The organism is Bradyrhizobium sp. DOA1, assembly GCF_001593325.1.
Lineage (GTDB): Bacteria > Pseudomonadota > Alphaproteobacteria > Rhizobiales > Xanthobacteraceae > Bradyrhizobium.
On the sequence record NZ_JXJM01000001.1, the window covers coordinates 2,080,612 to 2,098,327 of the forward strand.

Below are 17,716 nucleotides of genomic sequence, written 5' to 3' on the forward strand. Positions count from 1 at the left end.
TTGCCTTCACAACACGTGCGAAGCCCCCGGAATCCGGCGCAAGGCGGCCGTCAGGCCCCAGCTCAGGATCACGGTGAGCACGAAGCCGACCGCGGCCTTCACGATCGCCGGCAGTTCGTAGTCGAACAGAACGTACTGGATCCACAGCGCGATCGGGTAGTGCACCAGGAAGATGCCGTAAGCATCCGCCTGCATGCGGTCGAGCAGGGTCGGCCCCGGCGCCTTCGAGTGCAGGAAGAAGGCGAGGATCGCGAGCAGGATCGAGGCGGAGAACAGGACGAGGAACGTGCCGTAGAACACGTGGTACCAGTGCGGCAGATGATCGGGATTCCCGAGGATCTCGCGCTTGATGTAGATCATGCACCACATCAGGCAGTAGGGGACCAGCGTGATGATCACCCACAGCCAGCGGTCCTTCGGCAACCGTCCCTCGGTGCTGAGAATGCCCCGATCGAAATTCGCGGCACCGACGCTGGCACCGATGAAGAAATAGCCGAAGTAGAGCAGGATGCGGCTCGCCTGCACGGAGAACGGCCCGAACTCGAACCATTTGTTGGTGCCGAAATAAAGCAGCGCCGGCAGATAGACGATGACGCTCACGACGACGAGCATCAGCCAGAATACGGCGGGCTGCTCGAATCCGCGCAGCGAGATGCGATTGCCGGGATCGACCAGATGCGCCGAGACCCGGTAGAGCAGGCTGGCGGTCAGGTCGAAGGCCAGCAGCACCCACACGAACCAGATCGGGCCGCTCGGCCAGGGCCCCGCCGTCACCATGTTCCACCAGAACGCCGCGAAGGTCAGATCCGGCTGCTGCCGCAGCGCAAGCGCGTAATAGGCGAGCGGAATGACGGTGAAGGCCGCGATCGCGAAGGGCAGCCCGAGCCGCAGCAGGCGGTCGCGCAAGAAGACCGACGGCGCCTTGCGCGCGATGCCGGGCCAGGTGAACAGGCCCGACAGGAAGAAGAACATCGCCATGAAGAAGCTGTCGGTGGCGAGCACGATCACGTCGAAACCGGCCCAGGAGGCCGGATCGGTATGACCGAAATGCGTATAGGGGATCACCGCGTGATGCAGCAGCACCACCAGCGTCAGAAACGTGCGGGCGCGATCCAGCGACAGATTGCGCGCCTTGCTCTTCGGCGCGGCGTGCGCCTCGGCGCCGATCGCCGCCGAATGTGACATCGTGATCATGGTGGCCCCGCGCTCCATACCCCGTTGGACTGTGCCGCCGGGAACCTGATTCAGCAAGGGCTGTGTAAGCCAGCCTCAATGCCGGGCGCGCTCGGGAACCAGTTCCGCCCAGTGCAGTTAGCGTTCGCGAAAAGGGCTTGAGGCCACGAGAGGTGGCAAGATTTCGGAGCTGGCGATGTCGATCCTAAAATGGGCGCTGATCTTCCTGCTGATCTCGGTTGTCGCCGGCGTATTCGGCTTTACCGGCATCTCCGCCGCCTCCGCCGATATCGCGCGCTTGCTGTTCTACGTCTTCGTCGTGATCTTCCTGGTGCTGCTGATACTGGGGCTCACCATCTTCAGGGCCTAGTCGGGGCTGCGTCAGCACTCTCGCTCGTCATGCGCGGGCTTGTCCCGGGCATCCACGAACCTCTTCTGGTGGCCGAGAACGTGGATGGCCGGGACGAAGCCCGGCCATGACGGTGGCGCTACAGCGCGATCTACCCCACTTCCTCGATCTTCACCTTGTCGGGATAGAAGGCGAGATGGCCTGAGATCTCCGTCATCGCGGGGAAGGGTGTCTCATAGGTCCAGATCGCGTTGTCGAGCATCTTGCCGTTGGCTTTGACGCTGTAATAGTTCGCGTCTCCCTTGTACGGGCAGTGCGTGACACGGTCGGTGCGCTCCAGCAGCGACATGTTGGTGTCCTGGCGCGGCACATATTGCACTGCCGGATATTTGGCCTCCTTCAGGGTCAACGCCTTGTCAGTCTCCGCGATCACGATGTCGCCAGCCGTGACGCGGACACGCCGGGGATTTGGGCTGATGGTGATGGGGTGGTCGGGCCCTGGAAGCTTCATGATGTCACGCCTTTTTCGATCAACCTGTCACGCGCGGCACTTTGTCGTGCCTTTATCCTGATGCGATCAGGGATATAGTGCCGGAGGACGTGACGTAGAAGGCCGTTCACGCTAAGTTTGGCCTTGCCGGGCCGGGGACCCCGGCAAGCGATTCGACGACGAGGCTGATTCGCAGCCGAGACAAGGAGCAAGACCCGAATGCCTATGGACGCCCACGATATCGAGGCGATGATCAAGGCAGCAATCCCCGATGCCGAGGTGACCATCCGAGACCTCGCCGGCGATGGCGACCATTACGCCGCGACCGTGATCTCCGAATCCTTCCGCGGCAAGTCCCGCGTCCAGCAGCACCAGATCGTCTACCAGTCCTTGCAAGGACAGATGGGCGGCGTGCTGCATGCGCTGGCGCTGCAAACCGGGGTACCCGGCGGACCCGGGGTGCCCGGCACCTGATCCAAGCTCCTGCGGGGGGACGATGATGGCTGCGGAGAATCCTCGCGGCGCGATGTTTCGCGTCATCACGCCGAACCAGCACAGCCGCGTCACCAATGTCGAGCTGTTCTTCGACCTCGTCTTCGTCTTCGCCGTCACGCAGGTCTCGCACACGCTGCTGCACCATTTCACGCCGCTCGGCGCGGTGCATGTCGCCGTGCTGTTTCTCGCGGTGTGGTGGGTGTGGGTCTTCACCGCCTGGGTCACCAACTGGCTCAATCCCGAGCTGACGCCGGTCCGCATCCTGCTTTTTGCGATGATGCTGGGCGGCCTCGTGCTGTCGACGACGATTCCGACCGCTTTCGAGGGACGCGGCCTGTGGTTCGCGATCGCCTACGCGACCCTGCAGGTCGGACGCACCGCGTTCTGGATGTTTGCGACCCCGCATCACCGAACCGCGGTTCGGCACAACGCGATCCGTATCCTAGCCTGGTTCTCCGTCTCGGCGGTGTTGTGGATCGCCGGCGGCTTGTCCCAGGGAGAGACGCGGCTCTGGCTGTGGATCGCGGCTGTGATTTGGGAGTACATCGCCCCGGCGGCACGGTTCTGGGTGCCGAAGCTGGGCTTCTCGTCGGTCGAGGCCTGGGCCGTCGAAGGCGCTCACATGGCCGAGCGCTGCTCTCTCTTCGTCATCATCGCGCTCGGCGAAGCCATCATCGTCAATGGCGCAACATTCGCTGAGCTGGAATGGACCGCGAGCAATATCCTCGCTTTCGTCTCTGCGCTGGTCGGCGCCATCGCGATGTGGTGGATCTATTTTCACAGGGGTGCCGAGGCCGGCTCAGAACGCATCTCGAAATCTGCCGAATCCGGGCGCCTGGCGCGGCTCGCCTACACCTACCTGCACACGCCGATCATCGCCGGCATCATCCTGACCGCAGTCTCGGACGAGCTGGTGCTGAAGCATCCGGCGGGGCATTCCGACATGCGCACGATCGTGAGTACGATCGGCGGCCCCTTGATTTTTCTGATCGGCACCATCCTGTTCAAGCACGCGATCCGTGGCTTCCTGCAGCTCTCGCACGGCGTCGGCATCATCCTGCTGCTGGCGCTGAGCTGGTTCGCCACGGACCTGTCGCCGGTCTGGCTGTCGGTCGCGACGACTACGATCATGATCATGGTGGCGGTGTGGGAGTCGGTGTCGCTGGGAGCGGCACCGGAGGAAGCGAAGGGGCATTGAACCCCGCCGGCTACTCCGCCACCTCCAGCGCATGCACGGAGAACATCCTGGCTGCATCCGTCCAGCTCTCGCGCACACGCCAGCCTGCGCCCTGCGCCAGCGCCGCAAACCGTTCGATGCTGTATTTGTAGCTGTTCTCGGTGTGGATGCTCTCGCCCGGGCGGAACGAGAAGCTGGTGCCGAGCAGGCGCACGGTCTGGCTTTTCTTGCTGATCAGGTGCATCTCGATACGGTGCCGCTCGCGATTGTAGATCGCGCGATGGGTGAAGGCGGACAGGTCGAAATTGCCGCCGAGCTCGCGGTTGATGCGCACCAGCACATTGAGGTTGAAGCGCGCGGTGACGCCGGCGGCATTATAGGCGTCGTGCAGCACCTTCTCGTCCTTCTCGAGATCGGCGCCGATGATCATCTGCGCTCCGGTACCGAGGATCTTGCGGGCGCTCTTCAGGAAGGCCTGCGCTTCCTGCGGCTCGAAATTGCCGATGGTCGACCCCGGAAAGAAGCCGACCTTGGGCATGGATGCGACTTGCCTCGGCAGCTCGAACGGCGTCGTGAAGTCGGCCGCGACGGGATAAATGCCGAGCGCGGGGAAATCCCGCTTCAGGCCGTTCGCCTGCGCCTTCAGGAAATCGCCGGAGATGTCGACGGGGACATAGGCCGCGAACCTGCAATGGCCCAGCAGCAGGCGGACCTTCGTCGTCGCTCCGGCGCCGAACTCGACCAGCGCCGCGTGCTCGGGAATGATCTTCCCGATCTCACCGCCGCGCTCTCTCAGGATCGCAAGCTCGGTGCGCGTCGGATAATATTCCGGCAGCTTCGTGATCGCCTCGAACAGCTCCGACCCGGTCGCATCGTAGAAAAATTTCGGCGACAGCTTTTTCGGCTGCTGCGAGAGATCCGCGATGGCCTCGCGGGCGAAAGCGGTGGTTTGCTCGTCGGGGAGATGGGCTTCGGCCAAAGCGCTGGCGTGCACATTCATGATACTCTCCTGAACGCGCTGTCCGGCGCGCACTTTCGTCGGATTACTCGTAGTCGGCGAGCCGCAGCCCCGTGAACTGCCAACGGTGGTGCGGATAAAAGAAGTTGCGATAGGTGATACGGCTGTGCCCTTCCGGGGTTGCAAGCGAGGAGCCGCGCAGCACCAGCTGGTTGACCATGAATTTGCCGTTGTATTCGCCGAGCGCGCCTTCGACGGCGCGATAGCCGGGGTAGGGCGAGTACGAAGACCGCGTCCATTGCCACACGATGCCGAAAGCGTCGTTGAGCTGCTTGGTGCGCGCAGCGACCTCCCATTCGATCTCGGTCGGCAGGTGTTTTCCGGCCCAGCGGGCATACGCATCCGCCTCGTAATAGCTGACGTGACAGACTGGCGCGTTCGGGTCGACCGGCTTGAGGCCGGCGAGCGTCATCACCTGCCATGCGCCATCGACCTCGCGCCAATAGCCGGGGGCCTGCCAGTCTTCCTTGCTGGCCGCGGCAAAGCCGTCCATCAGCCACAGCGTTGCGGTCCGGTAGCCGCCATCCTGCATGAAGGCGAGCCATTCGGCGTTGGTGACGAGATTGCGGGCGAGCTTGACCGGGCCGACCAGGGCGCGATGGGCAGGCTTCTCATTGTCGAAATGGAAGCTGTCATCGACATGGCCGACGGTGTGAATGCCCTCGTTGAGTGGCAGCCAGTCGTCGCCGCTGCGCGCTGCGGCCGGGAAGCGCCAGTTGGGATCATAAGCCGGGTAGACCGGGTTCTGCGCAAAGGCATGCAGGATGTCCGTGAACATCAGCTCCTGATGCTGCTGCTCGTGATTGAGCCCGACCTCGACCAGCGGCGCGATCTCGCGCAGCTTAGCCGCGTCGGCCTCGCGGAAGAATTTGACGACGGCGGCATCGACATATTTGCGATAGGCGCCGACTTCGTCCGCGCTGGGCCGGGTGATGTCACCGCGATGGTTGCGAGCATGACGCGGGCCGGCGCTGACGTAATAGGAATTGAACAGGAAGGCGAAATCGGGGTGGAAGGGCCGGTAGTCGGGACAGTGCTCGCCGAGCAGGAATTGCTCCCAGAACCAGGTGGTATGCGCCCGATGCCATTTCGCCGGGCTCGCATCGGGCATCGACTGAATCTGCTGGTCCTCCGGCGACAGCGGCGCCGCGCGGCGCTCAGTCTCATTGCGAACGTTGAGAAACGCGTCTTCCAGCCGCCAGGCGAGGTCGCCCGGGTGGGAGGAAAGTGACGAATGAGGGGCGGCCGTAGCGGAGGCTGGTTTCGTCACGTTTTTCTCCAGACAGGACAAGAGAACGTTGTTGGCGTTGCCCGGTTCCAAAACCAGGGTTCGTCCTAAATGGGGCCTCCGTTACGAGATAAAAGTCCTCCCAGCCGTTAATATTAGTGTCATCAGCCCATCACGCGGCGCCGTCAAAGCGGGCTGTCCCGGGGCCGTTCGCCGCCATTTTACTTTGGATGCACAACGGTTTGGGCTACATATATAGCCAGATATCGGGTTAAATCGGCTGGGCCGGCCCGGAAGCGATCGTTGAGGCCCCAAAAGGACACGGATATGAGCATCCAGGAATTCATCGCCAACGAAGTGAAGTCGAATGACGTGGTTCTGTTCATGAAGGGCACGCCGCAATTTCCGCAGTGCGGTTTCTCCGGCCAGGTCGTCCAGATCCTCGACCACATCGGCGTCGGCTATAAGGGGCTCAATGTCCTCGAATCCGCCGAGTTGCGCAACGGCATCAAGGAATATTCGAACTGGCCGACCATTCCGCAGCTCTACGTGAAGGGCGAGTTCGTCGGCGGCTGCGACATCGTTCGCGAGATGTTCCAGGCAGGCGAATTGCAGCAGCTCTTCACCGAGAAAGGCGTCGTCGTCGCGGCCTGATGTGATGACCGTGCTCAAGCGCCAGGTCAGTGGCGCCGAGCTCGAGGTCATCGTTGCCGACATCACCACACTCGGCGTTGACGCCATCGTCAACGCCGCCAACACGTCGCTCCTGGGTGGGGGCGGCGTGGACGGCGCGATCCATCGGGGCGCCGGGCCTGAACTCGTCGCGGAATGCCGCATGCTCCACGGCTGCAAGACCGGCGATGCCAAGATCACCAGGGGCTACCGGCTCAAGGCCGCGCACGTCATCCATACCGTCGGCCCGGTCTGGAATGGCGGCACCCTCGGCGAGGACGATCTGCTCGCCTCCTGCTATCGCCGCTCCATCGAGCTGTGCGGCAAGCATGAGCTGACCTCGGTGGCATTTCCGGCAATCTCGACCGGCATCTACCGCTTCCCTGCCGACCGCGCCGCCGAGATCGCCGTGCGCACGGTGATCGAAGGGCTCTCTGCGGCTCCCTCCGTTGCCCGCGTGTTGTTCTGCTGCTTCTCCGAGCCGAGCGCCAAGCTTCATGCCGAGGCACTGGCGCGGCACGGTGGCTCTTGTGCCTGAACTGGCCGCCGGTACACTCCGCCGGACCATGTTCCGGGGAGGGGATATGATTTCACATTCTGGACTGCGTGCGCTGGTCTGCGGCGCGCTGGTATCGCTTGGCGTGGTGTCGTTCGCGCGGGCGGAGGGCACCTACGAGATTCCGGCCGGCGCGCATTTCAATCAGGACAAGCTCGCCAAGATCAGCGAGTTCTTCAAGAACGAGGTCGCGACCGGCAAGATCGCCGGCGCCACGGTGCTGATCAAGCAGCACGGCAAGGCGGTGTATCACGAGGCCTTCGGCGTGCAGGACGTGGTCAGCAAGGCGCCGATTACCGACAAGACCATCTTCCGCCTGTTCTCGATGACCAAGGCGATCACCTCGGTGGTCGCGATGCAATTGGTCGAGGACGGCAAGATCAAGCTCGATGATCCCGTCTCGAAATACATCCCGTCCTTCGCCAATGTGAAGGTTGGCGTCGAGAAGAAGGCCGAGGACGGCAGCAAGTCGCTCGAGCTGGTGCCGCCGAACCGGCCGATGACCGTCCTCGATCTGATGCGCCATACTTCGGGCATCACCTATGGTTTCTATGGCGATAGCCTGGTGCGCAAGGCCTATCGCGAAGCCAATATCTATGCCGGCGATTATGATCTCGCCGAGTTCGCCGAGCGCATCGCAAAACTGCCGCTGCACAACCAGCCGGGCGCGCTCTGGCAATACGGTCATTCCACCGACGTGCTCGCGCGCGTGATGGAGGTCGCGGCCGGCAAGCCGCTCATCGACATCATGCGGGAGAAGCTGCTCGATCCCTTGGGCATGGTCGATACCGGCTTCTTCGTCACGGCCCCCGAGAAGCAGAAGCTGCTGGCGCAGCCGGTGCCGAACGACAGTGATTTCCGGGTCGGCCGGATCAACGATCCCACCGTCGCAAAGAAGATCCAGTTCGCCAGCGGTGGCATGGTCACGACCATGGCCGACTATGAGCGCTTCGCGCAGATGCTGCTCAATGGCGGCAGCCTCGACGGCAAGACCATCCTCAAGCCGGCGACCTTCAAGCTGATGACGACCGACCAGGTCGGACCGGGCTCCGGCGTCGATCGTGACTATTTCTACTTCCCCGGCGACGGGTTCGGCTTCGGTCTCGGGCTCGCCGTGCGAACCGATCCCGGCAACGCAAAACCGCCGCCGCCCGGCAATCTCGGCGAATTGAAGTGGGACGGCGCCTCCGGCTGCTATTTCGTCATCGATCCCAAGCAGGACATGTTCTTCGTCCTCCTGGAGCAGACCCCGACCGAGCGCCAGCGCGTGCAGCGGACATTGAAGCAACTCGTCTATGAAGCCATGGAGAAGTGAAATGTTCGGGCGCCGCGCGCTGATCGCGGCGCTCGTTCTTCTGTTCGGCATGGTCGGTGCGCGTGCGAGCTCGGAGAGCGCTACGCGCAAATTCTCAGCCGAAGGCCTGGCGAAGATTACCGATTACATCCGAAACGAGGTCGCCACCGGCAGGATTCCCGGCGCCATCTTGCTGCTCCAGCAGCACGGCAAGCCGGTCTATTACGAGAATTTCGGCGTCCGCGACGTCGCGACCCAGCTTTCGATGAGCGCGGACACGATCTTCCGCCTCTATTCGATGTCGAAGCCGATCACATCAGTCATGGCGATGATGCTGGTCGAGGAGCGCAAGCTCTCGCTCGATGATCCCGTCTCGAAATACATTCCGGCTTTCGCCCAGATGAAGGTCGGCGTCGAGAGGAAGGGCGAGGACGGCAAGGTCACGCTGGCGCTCGAGCCGCTCGCGCGTCCGGTCACCATCAAGGATCTGCTGCGCCACACCTCGGGGCTGCCTTACGGCTATCGTGGCGGCGGCCTGGTGCGCGAGCTCTATGCCGAGGCCAATCTTTTCCAAAGCCATCTCGGCAATGCCGACTTCGTTGCGAAAATCGCGACGCTGCCGCTGGCCGAGCAGCCGGGTACTGTCTGGGATTACGGCTTTTCGACCGATGTGCTCGGCCGCGTCGTCGAGGTCGCCTCGGGAAAGACGCTGCTCCAGTTCGAGAAGGAGCGGCTGCTCGACCCGCTGGGCATGACCGAGACGGCGTTCTTCGTCGCCGATCCCGCCAAGTTTCCGCGCATCGCCGAGCCGATGCCCGCGGATCGCAACATCAACCCGACCACACCGATGCGTGAGATCAGGCGGCCGCTGAAATGGGAGTCGGGCGGTGGCGGTATGGTCGGCACGATCGGTGACTACGCCCGTTTCGCGCAGATGCTGCTGAACGGCGGCAGCTATGAGGGGCGACGCTATCTCAAGCCTGAGACCATCGCGCTGATGGCGTCCGATCACGTCGGACCGGAGACGAAAATCGCGCGCGACCAAAGTTTTTATCCCGGCACCAATTCCGGCTTCGGCCTCGGCTTTGCGGTGCGCACCTCGGTGCCAGCGGGCACGTCATGGCCGCTTGGCGAGTATCGCTGGGACGGCGTCGGCGGCACGTTCTTCTTCATCGATCCCGAAGACGATCTGTTCGGGATCTTCATGGTGCAGACCCCCTCGCAGCGCGGCCGGATCCAGCTTGAGCTGAAGACGCTGATCTACCGGGCGATGGGGCGGTGAGCGCGGACGTTTCGCTGCAATCGTAGCCCGGATGAGCGAAGCGATATCCGGGACCTCTCGGCGCGGAAGTCCCGGGTGTCGCTGCGCTCACCCGGGCTACGGCATCACGCCGCGCGCACGATCTCGCGAACATATCCGATCGTTTCCTCGATCTGGCCCGCATCGACGTCGAGATGGGTGCAGGCGCGGATGCGGCCGTCCATCATCGCGAGCGTGACGCCGCGCTGGCGCAGCGCTGCGACCATCTTGTCGCCGGGAATGCCGGCGCCGTCGGGCCTGAAGAATACGAGATTGGTCTCGGGCTCCTGCACCTCGATGCCTGATATCTGCGACAGCCCGCGGGCGAGGGCGCGCGCATTGGCGTGGTCGTCGGCAAGGCGCTCGACATGATGGTCGAGCGCGTAGATGCAGGCTGCCGCACAGATGCCGGCCTGCCGCATCGAGCCGCCGAGCCGCTGCTTCCACTGCCACACCGCGTCGATGAAGCTGCGCGAGCCCGCCAGCACGCCGCCGATCGGCGCGCCCAGTCCCTTGGAGAAGTCGATCCAGGCCGAATCCCATCCTGCGGTCATGTCGCGCGGCGAGATGCCGCTTGCCACCGTGGCATTGAGCAGTCGCGCGCCGTCCATATGGGTGATGAGACCGTGTTGCTTGGCGATCGCGACGATCTCGTCGAGTGCCGCCTTCTTCCAGATCGTGCCGCCGCCGATATTGGCGGTCTGCTCGACGCTGACGACGGTCTGCGGCGGCTGGTAGCGCGTGCGCGGATGGAGTGCCTTGCGGAACGTCTCCGGCGTGAACTGGCCGCCCTCGCCCTTGAGCTGGGTCACCTGGAAACCGCCGATCGCGGCATGCGCACCGCCTTCGCGGGCGATGATGTGCGCAGTCTCATGCGCAAGGATCTCGTCGCCGGGGCGGCAATGCACCAGGGTCGCAGTGACATTGCACATCGTGCCCGAGGGCATGTAGACCGCCGCTTCCTTGCCGAGCAGATCGGCCACGCGCTCGCACAGCGCATTGACGGTCGGATCGTCGCCGACCTGCTCGTCACCGACCTCCGCCCGCGCCATCGCCTCGCGCATCGCAGCTGTCGGTCTCGTCTGCGTATCCGACAGCAGATTGATGCGCACTGGCGGCGCCTTTGGATCGATAGGGGGAGGGGTGTAGAGCATGGCCTATCTCATTCTCTAGTCGAATAGCTGCGGTCTGATGTCTTGCGCGCCATGAAGAATGGCGCGAATTTCAACGTGGTCGGGTTGCACCGTGTAGAAAATCAGATGGGATTGGAAGCGGAAACGTCGATAGCCCGCCGCGAGCTCATCCACTTGCTGGCCGATCAGGGGAAAGTCGGCGAGCAGCCCGAAGGAGCGGACCAAGCCTGCGTAATAGGCTTCTGCCTGGTATTTTCCGAACCGGCTCTCGGTGAAGTCGTAGATGTCGATCAGATCGGCGCGGGTACGCTCCGACAACCGGTACTCAGCCATGGCGGCGTTGAGCGACGCGTTGACGCGCGGCAGCGAGAATGTCGTCCGGCGAGTCCGAGGTGAAATTGTTGCAATCGGGCTGAGCGAACAGAGCTTGGTATCGGCGAACTTGCTCGTCGCGGGGCAGCTTGGCCCATGCCTCAAGCTCCGCCTCGCTGGGCGTGGCCGATGGGGTGATGTTGGCGAGCTGGTCGGTCGTCTGGGACATTAAGAGCAGGCTACCACAGCAGAAGCGCCCCGGAAACCGGGCTTTGAACGATGACTCCCCCACTTGTTGTTGCGAACTGGAGCAGCAGCCCCACCGGGCGGTGTCACTCGTTCGCAGTCAGCGAGTTCCAGGCGGACGCCTGGCGCCGTGACGAAACCGCATGACAACGATTTCTGTCTCGGTCACACGATAATCGATCGGATATGGATAGGGGGTTGACCGGCAAGCGGCGGACGTACGCCCGCGTGGTCTGCCGGCCTGCATAGGGATGATCCTTTAGGAGCGCGATGAGCGCGACAATGCGGTCGCGCACGTGGCCTGCTCTCCCTGGGGGAGCGCGCCTCGATATAGGTCAGGACTTCGTCGATCTGGGCGAGCGCCCGTTTCGTGTAACGGACCTTCACAGCCCGTGCTTGGCCCACATCGCGCGGACTTCGTCGACGGTGGCCAGCTCACCGCGGGCGATTTCAGCTTCCGCCTCGGCGAGATCCGCCTCTTCTGCCGCCGTCAGCTAGATCGGAGGCTGATCGACCCCGGCGAGTTCAAGCAGGGCTCGCGCCAACTCATCCTGCTCTGAATCTGGCAGGTCGGAAACCTTTCGAAAGGCCTCTTCCAGAAGACGCGTCATGGTCAACTCCGTTACACGCAAGCATAACACGGATGGGCTGAGAGTTGAGAATGGCCGCCCCAAACAAAAAGGCCCCGGAAACCGGGGCCTTTGAATGTCGATCTGTCGAGCCTATCAGCGCGAATAGAATTCGACCACCAGATGCGGCTCCATCTGCACCGGGAACGGCACGTCGGAGAGGCCGGGGATGCGGGTGTACTTCGCGGTCATCTTGCCGTGGTCGACTTCGAGATAGTCGGGAACGTCGCGCTCGGGGAGCTGGCTGGCTTCGAGCACGTGAGCGAGCTGCTTGGAGGCTTCCTTGACCTCGATCACGTCGCCGACCTTGAGCTGGTAGCTCGAGATGTTGACCTTGCGGCCGTTCACCTTGACGTGGCCGTGATTGATGAACTGGCGGGCGGCGAAGATCGTGGAGACGAACTTGGCGCGGTACACGACCGCGTCGAGACGACGCTCCAAGAGGCCGATCAGGTTCTCGCCGGTGTCACCCTTGAGGCGGCTGGCTTCCACATAGATCCCGTGGAACTGGCGCTCGCTGATGTTGGCGTAATAGCCCTTCAGCTTCTGCTTGGCGCGCAGCTGCACGCCGAAGTCGGAGAGCTTGCCCTTGCGGCGCTGGCCATGCTGGCCGGGGCCGTACTCGCGGCGATTCACGGGGCTCTTCGGGCGGCCCCAGATGTTCTGGCCCATACGGCGATCGATCTTGTACTTCGCCTCACTGCGCTTAGTCATCGCGTCCTCTTCGGTTGCATGGTTTGAGGAAACGCGCCCTCCTGTGTGACGGGATGATCCCGGCACCGACAGGTCCGATCCCCAAAGCTTAAGGGAGTGGACCACGGGTCGCGAAACGCTTCGCGGGGCCGAAATCGGCCCGCGAGCAGGCGGCTTTTAGGGGAGTTTAGGGTTCGCTGTCAATGCGAATGACCCTGGAATCAGGTCCTGACCGCCCGGATCGGCTTTGGTTCAGCCGTCCGCAATTCGCCAGCGATTTCAGTGTTCAGGACCTGTTCCAGGCGGGTCAGGACCCTCGCGATCGGGGCTGCGTCGGTGACGCGATGATCCCAGCGGATCACGACATGGATGGTCTGGTCCGCCTCGACCGTCCCATAGCTGACGACGAAGGGCCCCGGCGTGATGGGATGGAGCTCGCCCCCGCCATAGGCGGCGACCGAGCTGACGGCAAAGCTACCGAACCAATTGCCGCGCTGGCGGCCGAAATTCAGCCCCACTGCCCAGGACAGCCGCCGCAAAGGCAGCGGGAGCCGGGTCGCCCGCATGATCTTGCGGAACATGGGAACATCCTCGACCGGTGCCGTCTTGGCGCGCCGGATCTCGGCGTCGACCGCCGCCAGCGCCATCGCGTCGGGGGCGGCGATACGCTGTGGGATGACGCATTCCTCGCCATCGTCGACCCGGGCGATCGCCACCAGCGCCACGCTCTTGGGCAGCTCATAGAGGGCTGGCCAAGGCCATTTGGCGTACACGGTACGCAGGACCGGCTCGTCCCTGGCCACGAGGGCAAAGGCCTTGACGAACATCGCCGCCCAGCCGGCGGGTGTGGTTGCGCCGGCGCGGGCCTCCAGGACGGGGCGGATGTCGAGTGAGCGGGATAGCGAGACGAAAGGCACGCCCATCGAGGCATGCATGAGGTCGCAAATCAGACGGCGCCGCAGCGAAATGGTCTTGGGCGTCCCGCGCATTGGTCTTTCGGTTCCGGATCAAAGATCAAAATATAGGCAGCGAGCGGGGCCCGCCCGCTCGCTCTAGCACGAACCAACCCGCTTGGGGCCGGTCGGTTCGCCGCATCAGGGCGCCGGCGAGGCCAACGGCTTGGTTTTGTCGACCACGTAAACCCCGAGCACTTTCATAGACTTATCGCCGTGAGCCTTGGCATCGTGCACGACGCCTGCCGGGATCTGATAGGAATCACCTGCTTTCAGGGTTTTCTCTGGCTGCCCATCGATGAGCAGCGTCAGCTCGCCTTCGAGCACGTAGCCGGTCTCGATGCCCGGATGGGTATGGCGTCCGGCGGCGCCGCCTGCCGGGACTTCCGCGATGGCTGTGATGGTGTTGTAGCCATCCGGAAACTCGACTTTCTGGAGCGGGGTACGCTTGATGCCGGGCTGCTGGGCGAAGGCGGCAGCGGCAAGGCCGGCGAAGGCAAGAGCGAGCAAGGTCTTTTTGAGCATTGTTTCCTCCCTGGAGCCGCCGACCCTAGCAGCGTCGCGGTTCCCGGCAAGGCCGTGCTCGACCCGTTCAGCGCTTGATCCCGTCGAACGCCGTCATGATGCCGCGCTGGAACAGCGACCAGTCGAAGCCGAGCGCGATGGCGCGATAACCCCGGTCGATCAGGGCGTTGGCCTGGTCGGCGGTGCGGGCGACGCCGCCGATCGGCACGCCGCTTCTGAGGATGCCGGCCTCCGCGCGGGCGACCAGCTCCAGCAATTCCGGATCGTCCATCCGGCCGCGCTTGTTGATGGAGGTGGCGAGGTCGCCCGGACCGATCACCGCGACGTCGATGCCGGGCGTGGCCATGATCTCGTCGATGCGATTGACGGCGTCGATGTGCTCGATCGTGACCATGCAGATCATCTCGTCATCGGCGTTCGCCATGTAATCCGGCATCGACTGACCCCAGCGGAATGGCGCATGGAAAGGACCCCAGAGACGATCGCCGCGCGGCGGGTAGCGGACGCTGCGCACGGCCTTCTCGGCGTCGGCGCGGCTTGTGATCATCGGGAAGTTGATGCCGAACGCGCCGATGTCCATCGGCGCTTTGGCAAGCCACGGCTCGTTCGCGGCGATCCGCACCAGGGGCGTGCACGGCGTGCCCGTGGTCGCGGCGATCATCGCATGGGCTTCGGTCAATCCGATCGGCCCATGTTCGAGATCGACGATGATCCAGTCCAGCGAGCGCGCCATGATCTGCACCATCTGCACGCTCGGAATGGTCGCGATCGCGCCGAAGGCGGGCCGTCCTTCGCTCCACAATTGGCGGAGGCGGTTGAGCGGCTTTGCGGGGACCGACATGTGATGACCTGCGCAGAGATGACGACAGCGAGCCTAGAGCATTATCGGTTCTGATTGAATCAGAACCGAAGCTCTAGATTCTTGTTCGACGCGTTTTCTTCGCGCAGCCGGTGTCCACTTCGCTCAAAAACGCTACAGCAGCGCGCCGCCGGGCCGCAAGCTCAGGCCACTGCGCGCCCGCCGAAGAACGGCGTCAGCGTGGCGTTGAGGCCATGCACACGGTTCGAGGTGAAGATCATCTCGGCGCGGTCCAGCGCGATGCCGTCGATCCGCGGGCCGAGCAGGTCCGAGACGCGGCGGGCGATCGCCGGTGCGGGGTCGATCCAGTTGACCGGCCAGGGCGCGAGCTTCTTCATCCGGTCGAGCAGCAGCGGATAATGCGTGCAGGCGAGCACCACCGTGTCGGTGCGCGATGCTGCGTTCGTGGCCTCGCCGACGAAGCAGGGAGCGAGTTCGGCGAGGATGGCCTCGTCGCTGATCGCCCGCCCGCTGAGCTCGGCTTCAGCCAGCGAGGCAAGCTCGGGCGAGCCGACCAGCGTCACCTCGCAGCCCTGCGCGAAGTCGCGGATCAAGGCCTTGGTGTATTCCCGCTTCACCGTGCCCTTGGTGCCGAGCACCGAGACGCGGCGGCTCTTCGACTGCGCGCAGGCCGGCTTGATTGCCGGCACCGTACCGACGAAGGGCAGGGAATAAGCAGCCCGCAGGTGCGACAGCACCAGGGTGGATGCCGTGTTGCAGGCGATGACGACGATATCAGGGTCATGCGTGCCGATCAGCTCTCCCATCAACGGCACCACACGGGCGATGATCTCGTCCTCGCTGTGGTGGCCGTAGGGGAAGAAAGCATCGTCGGCGACGTAGACGTAATGCGCGTCCGGGCGTGCGGCCACGACCTCACGGAGCACCGTGAGCCCGCCAAGACCGGAATCGAATACAAGGATCGTCGGAGAATTGGTCACGTTAATACCCTAGCCCGCCATGGTTACCATTCGGTTTTTAGGGCGATTTTGCGGCGGGGCCGCTTGAGGGCCGGTTTGGAGAGGCTTGAATGCTCTGACACGATCCGCAAAAGTCCGGGGAGGCCGGCAATCACGAAAGATGATGCGGCGTCACAATCGTCCAGTTTACGCTTGCAGGAGGCCTCATGCTCACTGTCCATCACCTCGGCAAGTCACAGTCCGAGCGTATCATCTGGCTCTGCGAAGAGCTCGGCATACCCTATGAGCTGAAGCGCTACACGCGCGATGCCAGGACCATGCTGGCACCGGCCGAGTACAAGGCGCTACATCCGGCCGGCACGGCACCCGTCATCACCGACGGTGAGCTGGTGCTTGCGGAATCTGGCGCCATCGTCGACTACATCGTTGCGAAGTTCGGCGCCGGTCGACTGGTGCCCGGACCCGATGATCCGGCCTTCGCCCAGTTCCTGTATTGGCTTCATTTCGCCAACGGCACGCTGCAACCCGGCATGGGTCGGATGATGATCCTGAACCGGCTCGATCTCGCCCAGGACAATCCGACCCTGGTCGCCATGAAGGGACGCCTCGATCGTGCTCACGACCTTCTCGATGCGAGGCTTCGCGAAGCCGAATATCTGGCGGGCAGCGCCTTTACCACCGCCGACATCATGACCGTCTTTTCGCTCACCACAATGCGCTACTTCCAGCCCTATGATCTCCAGCGCTGTCCGAACGTGATCAGATATCTCGGCCGCATCGGCGACCGTCCGGCCTATCGGCGCGCGATGGAGAAGAGCGATCCGGGCATGGCGCTGTTGCTGAGCTGAGCTGAGCTGAGCTGAGGTCACGCGATCCTGTTCGTGGTTGCCGCTCGCTCGCTGGCCAGCTGCTTCTGCAGGCGGTCGATGTTCTGCAGCAGGCGCTGGCTGGTCAGCACCAGGAAGTAGTAGCCGAATTGCGGATCCTGGAAGTAGATCTCGAGCAGCCGGTCATAGGTGATCGTCAGCACCTGGCCGTCTTCGATGCATTCGACCGTTCCCGTGCGCCGGTTGTCCGGCGTGAGGAAGCCGAGTTCGCCCATCAGCGCTCCGGGCCCGATCTCGACGTTGATCTCCTTCACCAGGAACTTGCCGGTGACCGTGAGGAACATCTCCTTCGCGGGGTCGCGCAGCTTGAACAGCGTGTCGCCGCGGCGATATTTGCGCTCGGTCATGAAGGGCTTGAGCCATTCGATCGACATGTCGCCTTCAGTTGCATGGCGAGCCTTCTTGACCAGCTTGAGCATCTGCCGCAAACGCAGGGCGTTGATTGGAAGCAGCAGCAGATAGAGCAGGAACGTCGCGACGTTGGCGGTGAGCGCGCCGAAAACGGCGAAGAACGCACAGCCGACCATGTTGGCGACGCGCAGAGGCACCATCGTCCGCATCAAGAGGGTGGCGACGAAGAAGCCGGCGCCGACCGCAGCGAACAGATTGGCGAAGGTGATGTTGTGGATGAAGATCTCCAGCAGCCGGTTGAAGATCGCATCGTAGGTGACGTTGTTGGGATCGAGACCCATCTGGACCAGGATCTTCGCGATCCTGAGGTTGTCCGTCGCCGCATCTAGAATGCGGTCGAGGATCGAGGAAATGTCTGCGCTGCCGGACGGCATGGTACTAACCCCGCGTAAGGTC

General features: G+C 63.4%; 21 protein-coding genes. 9 read left to right on the forward strand and 12 right to left on the reverse strand.

Translation table 11 applies throughout. The features are described 5' to 3' along the window. Positions 1 to 6: 6 nt before the first annotated feature. Positions 7 to 1,194, reverse strand: coding sequence for an acyltransferase family protein (locus SE91_RS09730; RefSeq protein ID WP_061851071.1), 1,188 nt, complete (start codon positions 1,192 to 1,194; stop codon positions 7 to 9). A 175-nt stretch (positions 1,195 to 1,369) separates the two neighbouring features. Here SE91_RS09730 and SE91_RS09735 point away from each other — a divergent pair, with 175 nt between their 5' ends. Continuing rightward, a complete protein-coding gene (locus SE91_RS09735) occupies positions 1,370 to 1,543 on the forward strand; it encodes a DUF1328 domain-containing protein (RefSeq protein WP_061847443.1) in 174 nt (57 codons plus the stop codon). A 130-nt stretch (positions 1,544 to 1,673) separates the two neighbouring features. Here the strand turns inward: SE91_RS09735 and SE91_RS09740 are convergent, their stop codons facing one another. Further along, positions 1,674 to 2,033: a DUF427 domain-containing protein gene (locus tag SE91_RS09740; RefSeq protein ID WP_061847445.1), complete on the reverse strand. Its 360-nt coding sequence runs from the start codon at positions 2,031 to 2,033 to the stop codon at positions 1,674 to 1,676. 198 nt (positions 2,034 to 2,231) lie between these two features. Here SE91_RS09740 and SE91_RS09745 point away from each other — a divergent pair, with 198 nt between their 5' ends. Beyond that, positions 2,232 to 2,486, forward strand: a complete 255-nt coding sequence (locus SE91_RS09745; RefSeq protein WP_060736517.1) for a BolA/IbaG family iron-sulfur metabolism protein — start codon at positions 2,232 to 2,234, stop codon at positions 2,484 to 2,486. A 25-nt stretch (positions 2,487 to 2,511) separates the two neighbouring features. Further along, complete coding sequence (locus tag SE91_RS09750) at positions 2,512 to 3,705, forward strand: low temperature requirement protein A (protein ID WP_061851072.1); 1,194 nt, start codon at positions 2,512 to 2,514, stop codon at positions 3,703 to 3,705. A gap of 10 nt (positions 3,706 to 3,715) precedes the next feature. On the opposite strand, the gene egtD is transcribed toward SE91_RS09750, so the two are convergent. Both egtD and egtB read right to left on the reverse strand, forming a co-directional pair. After that, positions 3,716 to 4,684, reverse strand: a complete 969-nt coding sequence (gene egtD, locus SE91_RS09755) for an L-histidine N(alpha)-methyltransferase (protein WP_061847448.1) — start codon at positions 4,682 to 4,684, stop codon at positions 3,716 to 3,718. Between the two features lie 43 nt (positions 4,685 to 4,727). Further along, entirely contained in the window at positions 4,728 to 6,023 is a 1,296-nt protein-coding gene (egtB, locus tag SE91_RS09760; protein ID WP_061847450.1) for an ergothioneine biosynthesis protein EgtB, read from the reverse strand. Between the two features lie 234 nt (positions 6,024 to 6,257). Here egtB and grxD point away from each other — a divergent pair, with 234 nt between their 5' ends. From grxD to SE91_RS09780, 4 genes are read left to right on the forward strand one after another with little or no spacing between them, the layout of a single operon-like run. Continuing rightward, entirely contained in the window at positions 6,258 to 6,584 is a 327-nt protein-coding gene (gene grxD, locus SE91_RS09765) for a Grx4 family monothiol glutaredoxin (protein ID WP_008564203.1), read from the forward strand. A 4-nt stretch (positions 6,585 to 6,588) separates the two neighbouring features. Next, on the forward strand, positions 6,589 to 7,140 hold the full coding sequence (locus SE91_RS09770; RefSeq protein WP_061851073.1) for an O-acetyl-ADP-ribose deacetylase: 552 nt from the start codon (positions 6,589 to 6,591) through the stop codon (positions 7,138 to 7,140). 46 nt (positions 7,141 to 7,186) lie between these two features. Then, positions 7,187 to 8,473, forward strand: a complete 1,287-nt coding sequence (locus SE91_RS09775; RefSeq protein WP_061847452.1) for a serine hydrolase domain-containing protein — start codon at positions 7,187 to 7,189, stop codon at positions 8,471 to 8,473. Position 8,474: 1 nt separating this feature from the next. Beyond that, a complete protein-coding gene (locus SE91_RS09780) occupies positions 8,475 to 9,734 on the forward strand; it encodes a serine hydrolase domain-containing protein (protein WP_061847454.1) in 1,260 nt (419 codons plus the stop codon). Between the two features lie 104 nt (positions 9,735 to 9,838). Here the strand turns inward: SE91_RS09780 and SE91_RS09785 are convergent, their stop codons facing one another. Continuing rightward, positions 9,839 to 10,906: a threonine aldolase family protein gene (locus SE91_RS09785; RefSeq protein ID WP_060737805.1), complete on the reverse strand. Its 1,068-nt coding sequence runs from the start codon at positions 10,904 to 10,906 to the stop codon at positions 9,839 to 9,841. Positions 10,907 to 10,921: 15 nt separating this feature from the next. Then, complete coding sequence (locus tag SE91_RS09790) at positions 10,922 to 11,362, reverse strand: type II toxin-antitoxin system RelE/ParE family toxin (protein ID WP_245318413.1); 441 nt, start codon at positions 11,360 to 11,362, stop codon at positions 10,922 to 10,924. Between the two features lie 473 nt (positions 11,363 to 11,835). Between SE91_RS09790 and SE91_RS38240 the strand changes: the two genes are divergently transcribed. Beyond that, positions 11,836 to 12,003, forward strand: coding sequence for a hypothetical protein (locus SE91_RS38240; RefSeq protein ID WP_156489553.1), 168 nt, complete (start codon positions 11,836 to 11,838; stop codon positions 12,001 to 12,003). Positions 12,004 to 12,168: 165 nt separating this feature from the next. Here SE91_RS38240 and rpsD read toward each other — a convergent pair whose 3' ends face one another. From rpsD to murI, 5 genes are all read right to left on the reverse strand, one after another. Continuing rightward, complete coding sequence (rpsD, locus tag SE91_RS09800; RefSeq protein ID WP_008564227.1) at positions 12,169 to 12,786, reverse strand: 30S ribosomal protein S4; 618 nt, start codon at positions 12,784 to 12,786, stop codon at positions 12,169 to 12,171. Positions 12,787 to 12,986: 200 nt separating this feature from the next. Beyond that, positions 12,987 to 13,754, reverse strand: coding sequence for a hypothetical protein (locus tag SE91_RS09805; protein WP_061847456.1), 768 nt, complete (start codon positions 13,752 to 13,754; stop codon positions 12,987 to 12,989). A 105-nt stretch (positions 13,755 to 13,859) separates the two neighbouring features. Then, positions 13,860 to 14,243 (reverse strand): cupin domain-containing protein, encoded by a 384-nt coding sequence (locus SE91_RS09810; protein WP_060736511.1) that lies wholly within the window; start codon positions 14,241 to 14,243, stop codon positions 13,860 to 13,862. Positions 14,244 to 14,310: 67 nt separating this feature from the next. Beyond that, a complete protein-coding gene (locus tag SE91_RS09815) occupies positions 14,311 to 15,084 on the reverse strand; it encodes an HpcH/HpaI aldolase family protein (RefSeq protein WP_061847458.1) in 774 nt (257 codons plus the stop codon). A 161-nt stretch (positions 15,085 to 15,245) separates the two neighbouring features. After that, on the reverse strand, positions 15,246 to 16,043 hold the full coding sequence (gene murI, locus SE91_RS09820) for a glutamate racemase (RefSeq protein WP_061847460.1): 798 nt from the start codon (positions 16,041 to 16,043) through the stop codon (positions 15,246 to 15,248). 185 nt (positions 16,044 to 16,228) lie between these two features. Here murI and SE91_RS09825 point away from each other — a divergent pair, with 185 nt between their 5' ends. After that, positions 16,229 to 16,870, forward strand: coding sequence for a glutathione S-transferase family protein (locus SE91_RS09825; RefSeq protein ID WP_061847462.1), 642 nt, complete (start codon positions 16,229 to 16,231; stop codon positions 16,868 to 16,870). A 17-nt stretch (positions 16,871 to 16,887) separates the two neighbouring features. Here the strand turns inward: SE91_RS09825 and SE91_RS09830 are convergent, their stop codons facing one another. Further along, on the reverse strand, positions 16,888 to 17,694 hold the full coding sequence (locus tag SE91_RS09830; protein WP_060736509.1) for a Crp/Fnr family transcriptional regulator: 807 nt from the start codon (positions 17,692 to 17,694) through the stop codon (positions 16,888 to 16,890). Positions 17,695 to 17,716 lie beyond the last annotated feature (22 nt).

Bases quoted from the DNA above. Each gene is read 5' to 3' on its own strand.
- SE91_RS09730 (WP_061851071.1), bottom strand. From the start codon at position 1,194: ATGATCACGATGTCACATTCGGCGGCGATCGGCGCCGAGGCGCACGCC.
- SE91_RS09735 (WP_061847443.1), top strand. From the start codon at position 1,370: ATGTCGATCCTAAAATGGGCGCTGATCTTCCTGCTGATCTCGGTTGTC.
- SE91_RS09740 (WP_061847445.1), bottom strand. From the start codon at position 2,033: ATGAAGCTTCCAGGGCCCGACCACCCCATCACCATCAGCCCAAATCCC.
- SE91_RS09745 (WP_060736517.1), top strand. From the start codon at position 2,232: ATGCCTATGGACGCCCACGATATCGAGGCGATGATCAAGGCAGCAATC.
- SE91_RS09750 (WP_061851072.1), top strand. From the start codon at position 2,512: ATGGCTGCGGAGAATCCTCGCGGCGCGATGTTTCGCGTCATCACGCCG.
- egtD (WP_061847448.1), bottom strand. From the start codon at position 4,684: ATGAATGTGCACGCCAGCGCTTTGGCCGAAGCCCATCTCCCCGACGAG.
- grxD (WP_008564203.1), top strand. From the start codon at position 6,258: ATGAGCATCCAGGAATTCATCGCCAACGAAGTGAAGTCGAATGACGTG.
- SE91_RS09770 (WP_061851073.1), top strand. From the start codon at position 6,589: ATGACCGTGCTCAAGCGCCAGGTCAGTGGCGCCGAGCTCGAGGTCATC.
- SE91_RS09775 (WP_061847452.1), top strand. From the start codon at position 7,187: ATGATTTCACATTCTGGACTGCGTGCGCTGGTCTGCGGCGCGCTGGTA.
- SE91_RS09780 (WP_061847454.1), top strand. From the start codon at position 8,475: ATGTTCGGGCGCCGCGCGCTGATCGCGGCGCTCGTTCTTCTGTTCGGC.
- SE91_RS09785 (WP_060737805.1), bottom strand. From the start codon at position 10,906: ATGCTCTACACCCCTCCCCCTATCGATCCAAAGGCGCCGCCAGTGCGC.
- rpsD (WP_008564227.1), bottom strand. From the start codon at position 12,786: ATGACTAAGCGCAGTGAGGCGAAGTACAAGATCGATCGCCGTATGGGC.
- SE91_RS09805 (WP_061847456.1), bottom strand. From the start codon at position 13,754: ATGCGCGGGACGCCCAAGACCATTTCGCTGCGGCGCCGTCTGATTTGC.
- SE91_RS09810 (WP_060736511.1), bottom strand. From the start codon at position 14,243: ATGCTCAAAAAGACCTTGCTCGCTCTTGCCTTCGCCGGCCTTGCCGCT.
- SE91_RS09815 (WP_061847458.1), bottom strand. From the start codon at position 15,084: ATGTCGGTCCCCGCAAAGCCGCTCAACCGCCTCCGCCAATTGTGGAGC.
- SE91_RS09825 (WP_061847462.1), top strand. From the start codon at position 16,229: ATGCTCACTGTCCATCACCTCGGCAAGTCACAGTCCGAGCGTATCATC.
- SE91_RS09830 (WP_060736509.1), bottom strand. From the start codon at position 17,694: ATGCCGTCCGGCAGCGCAGACATTTCCTCGATCCTCGACCGCATTCTA.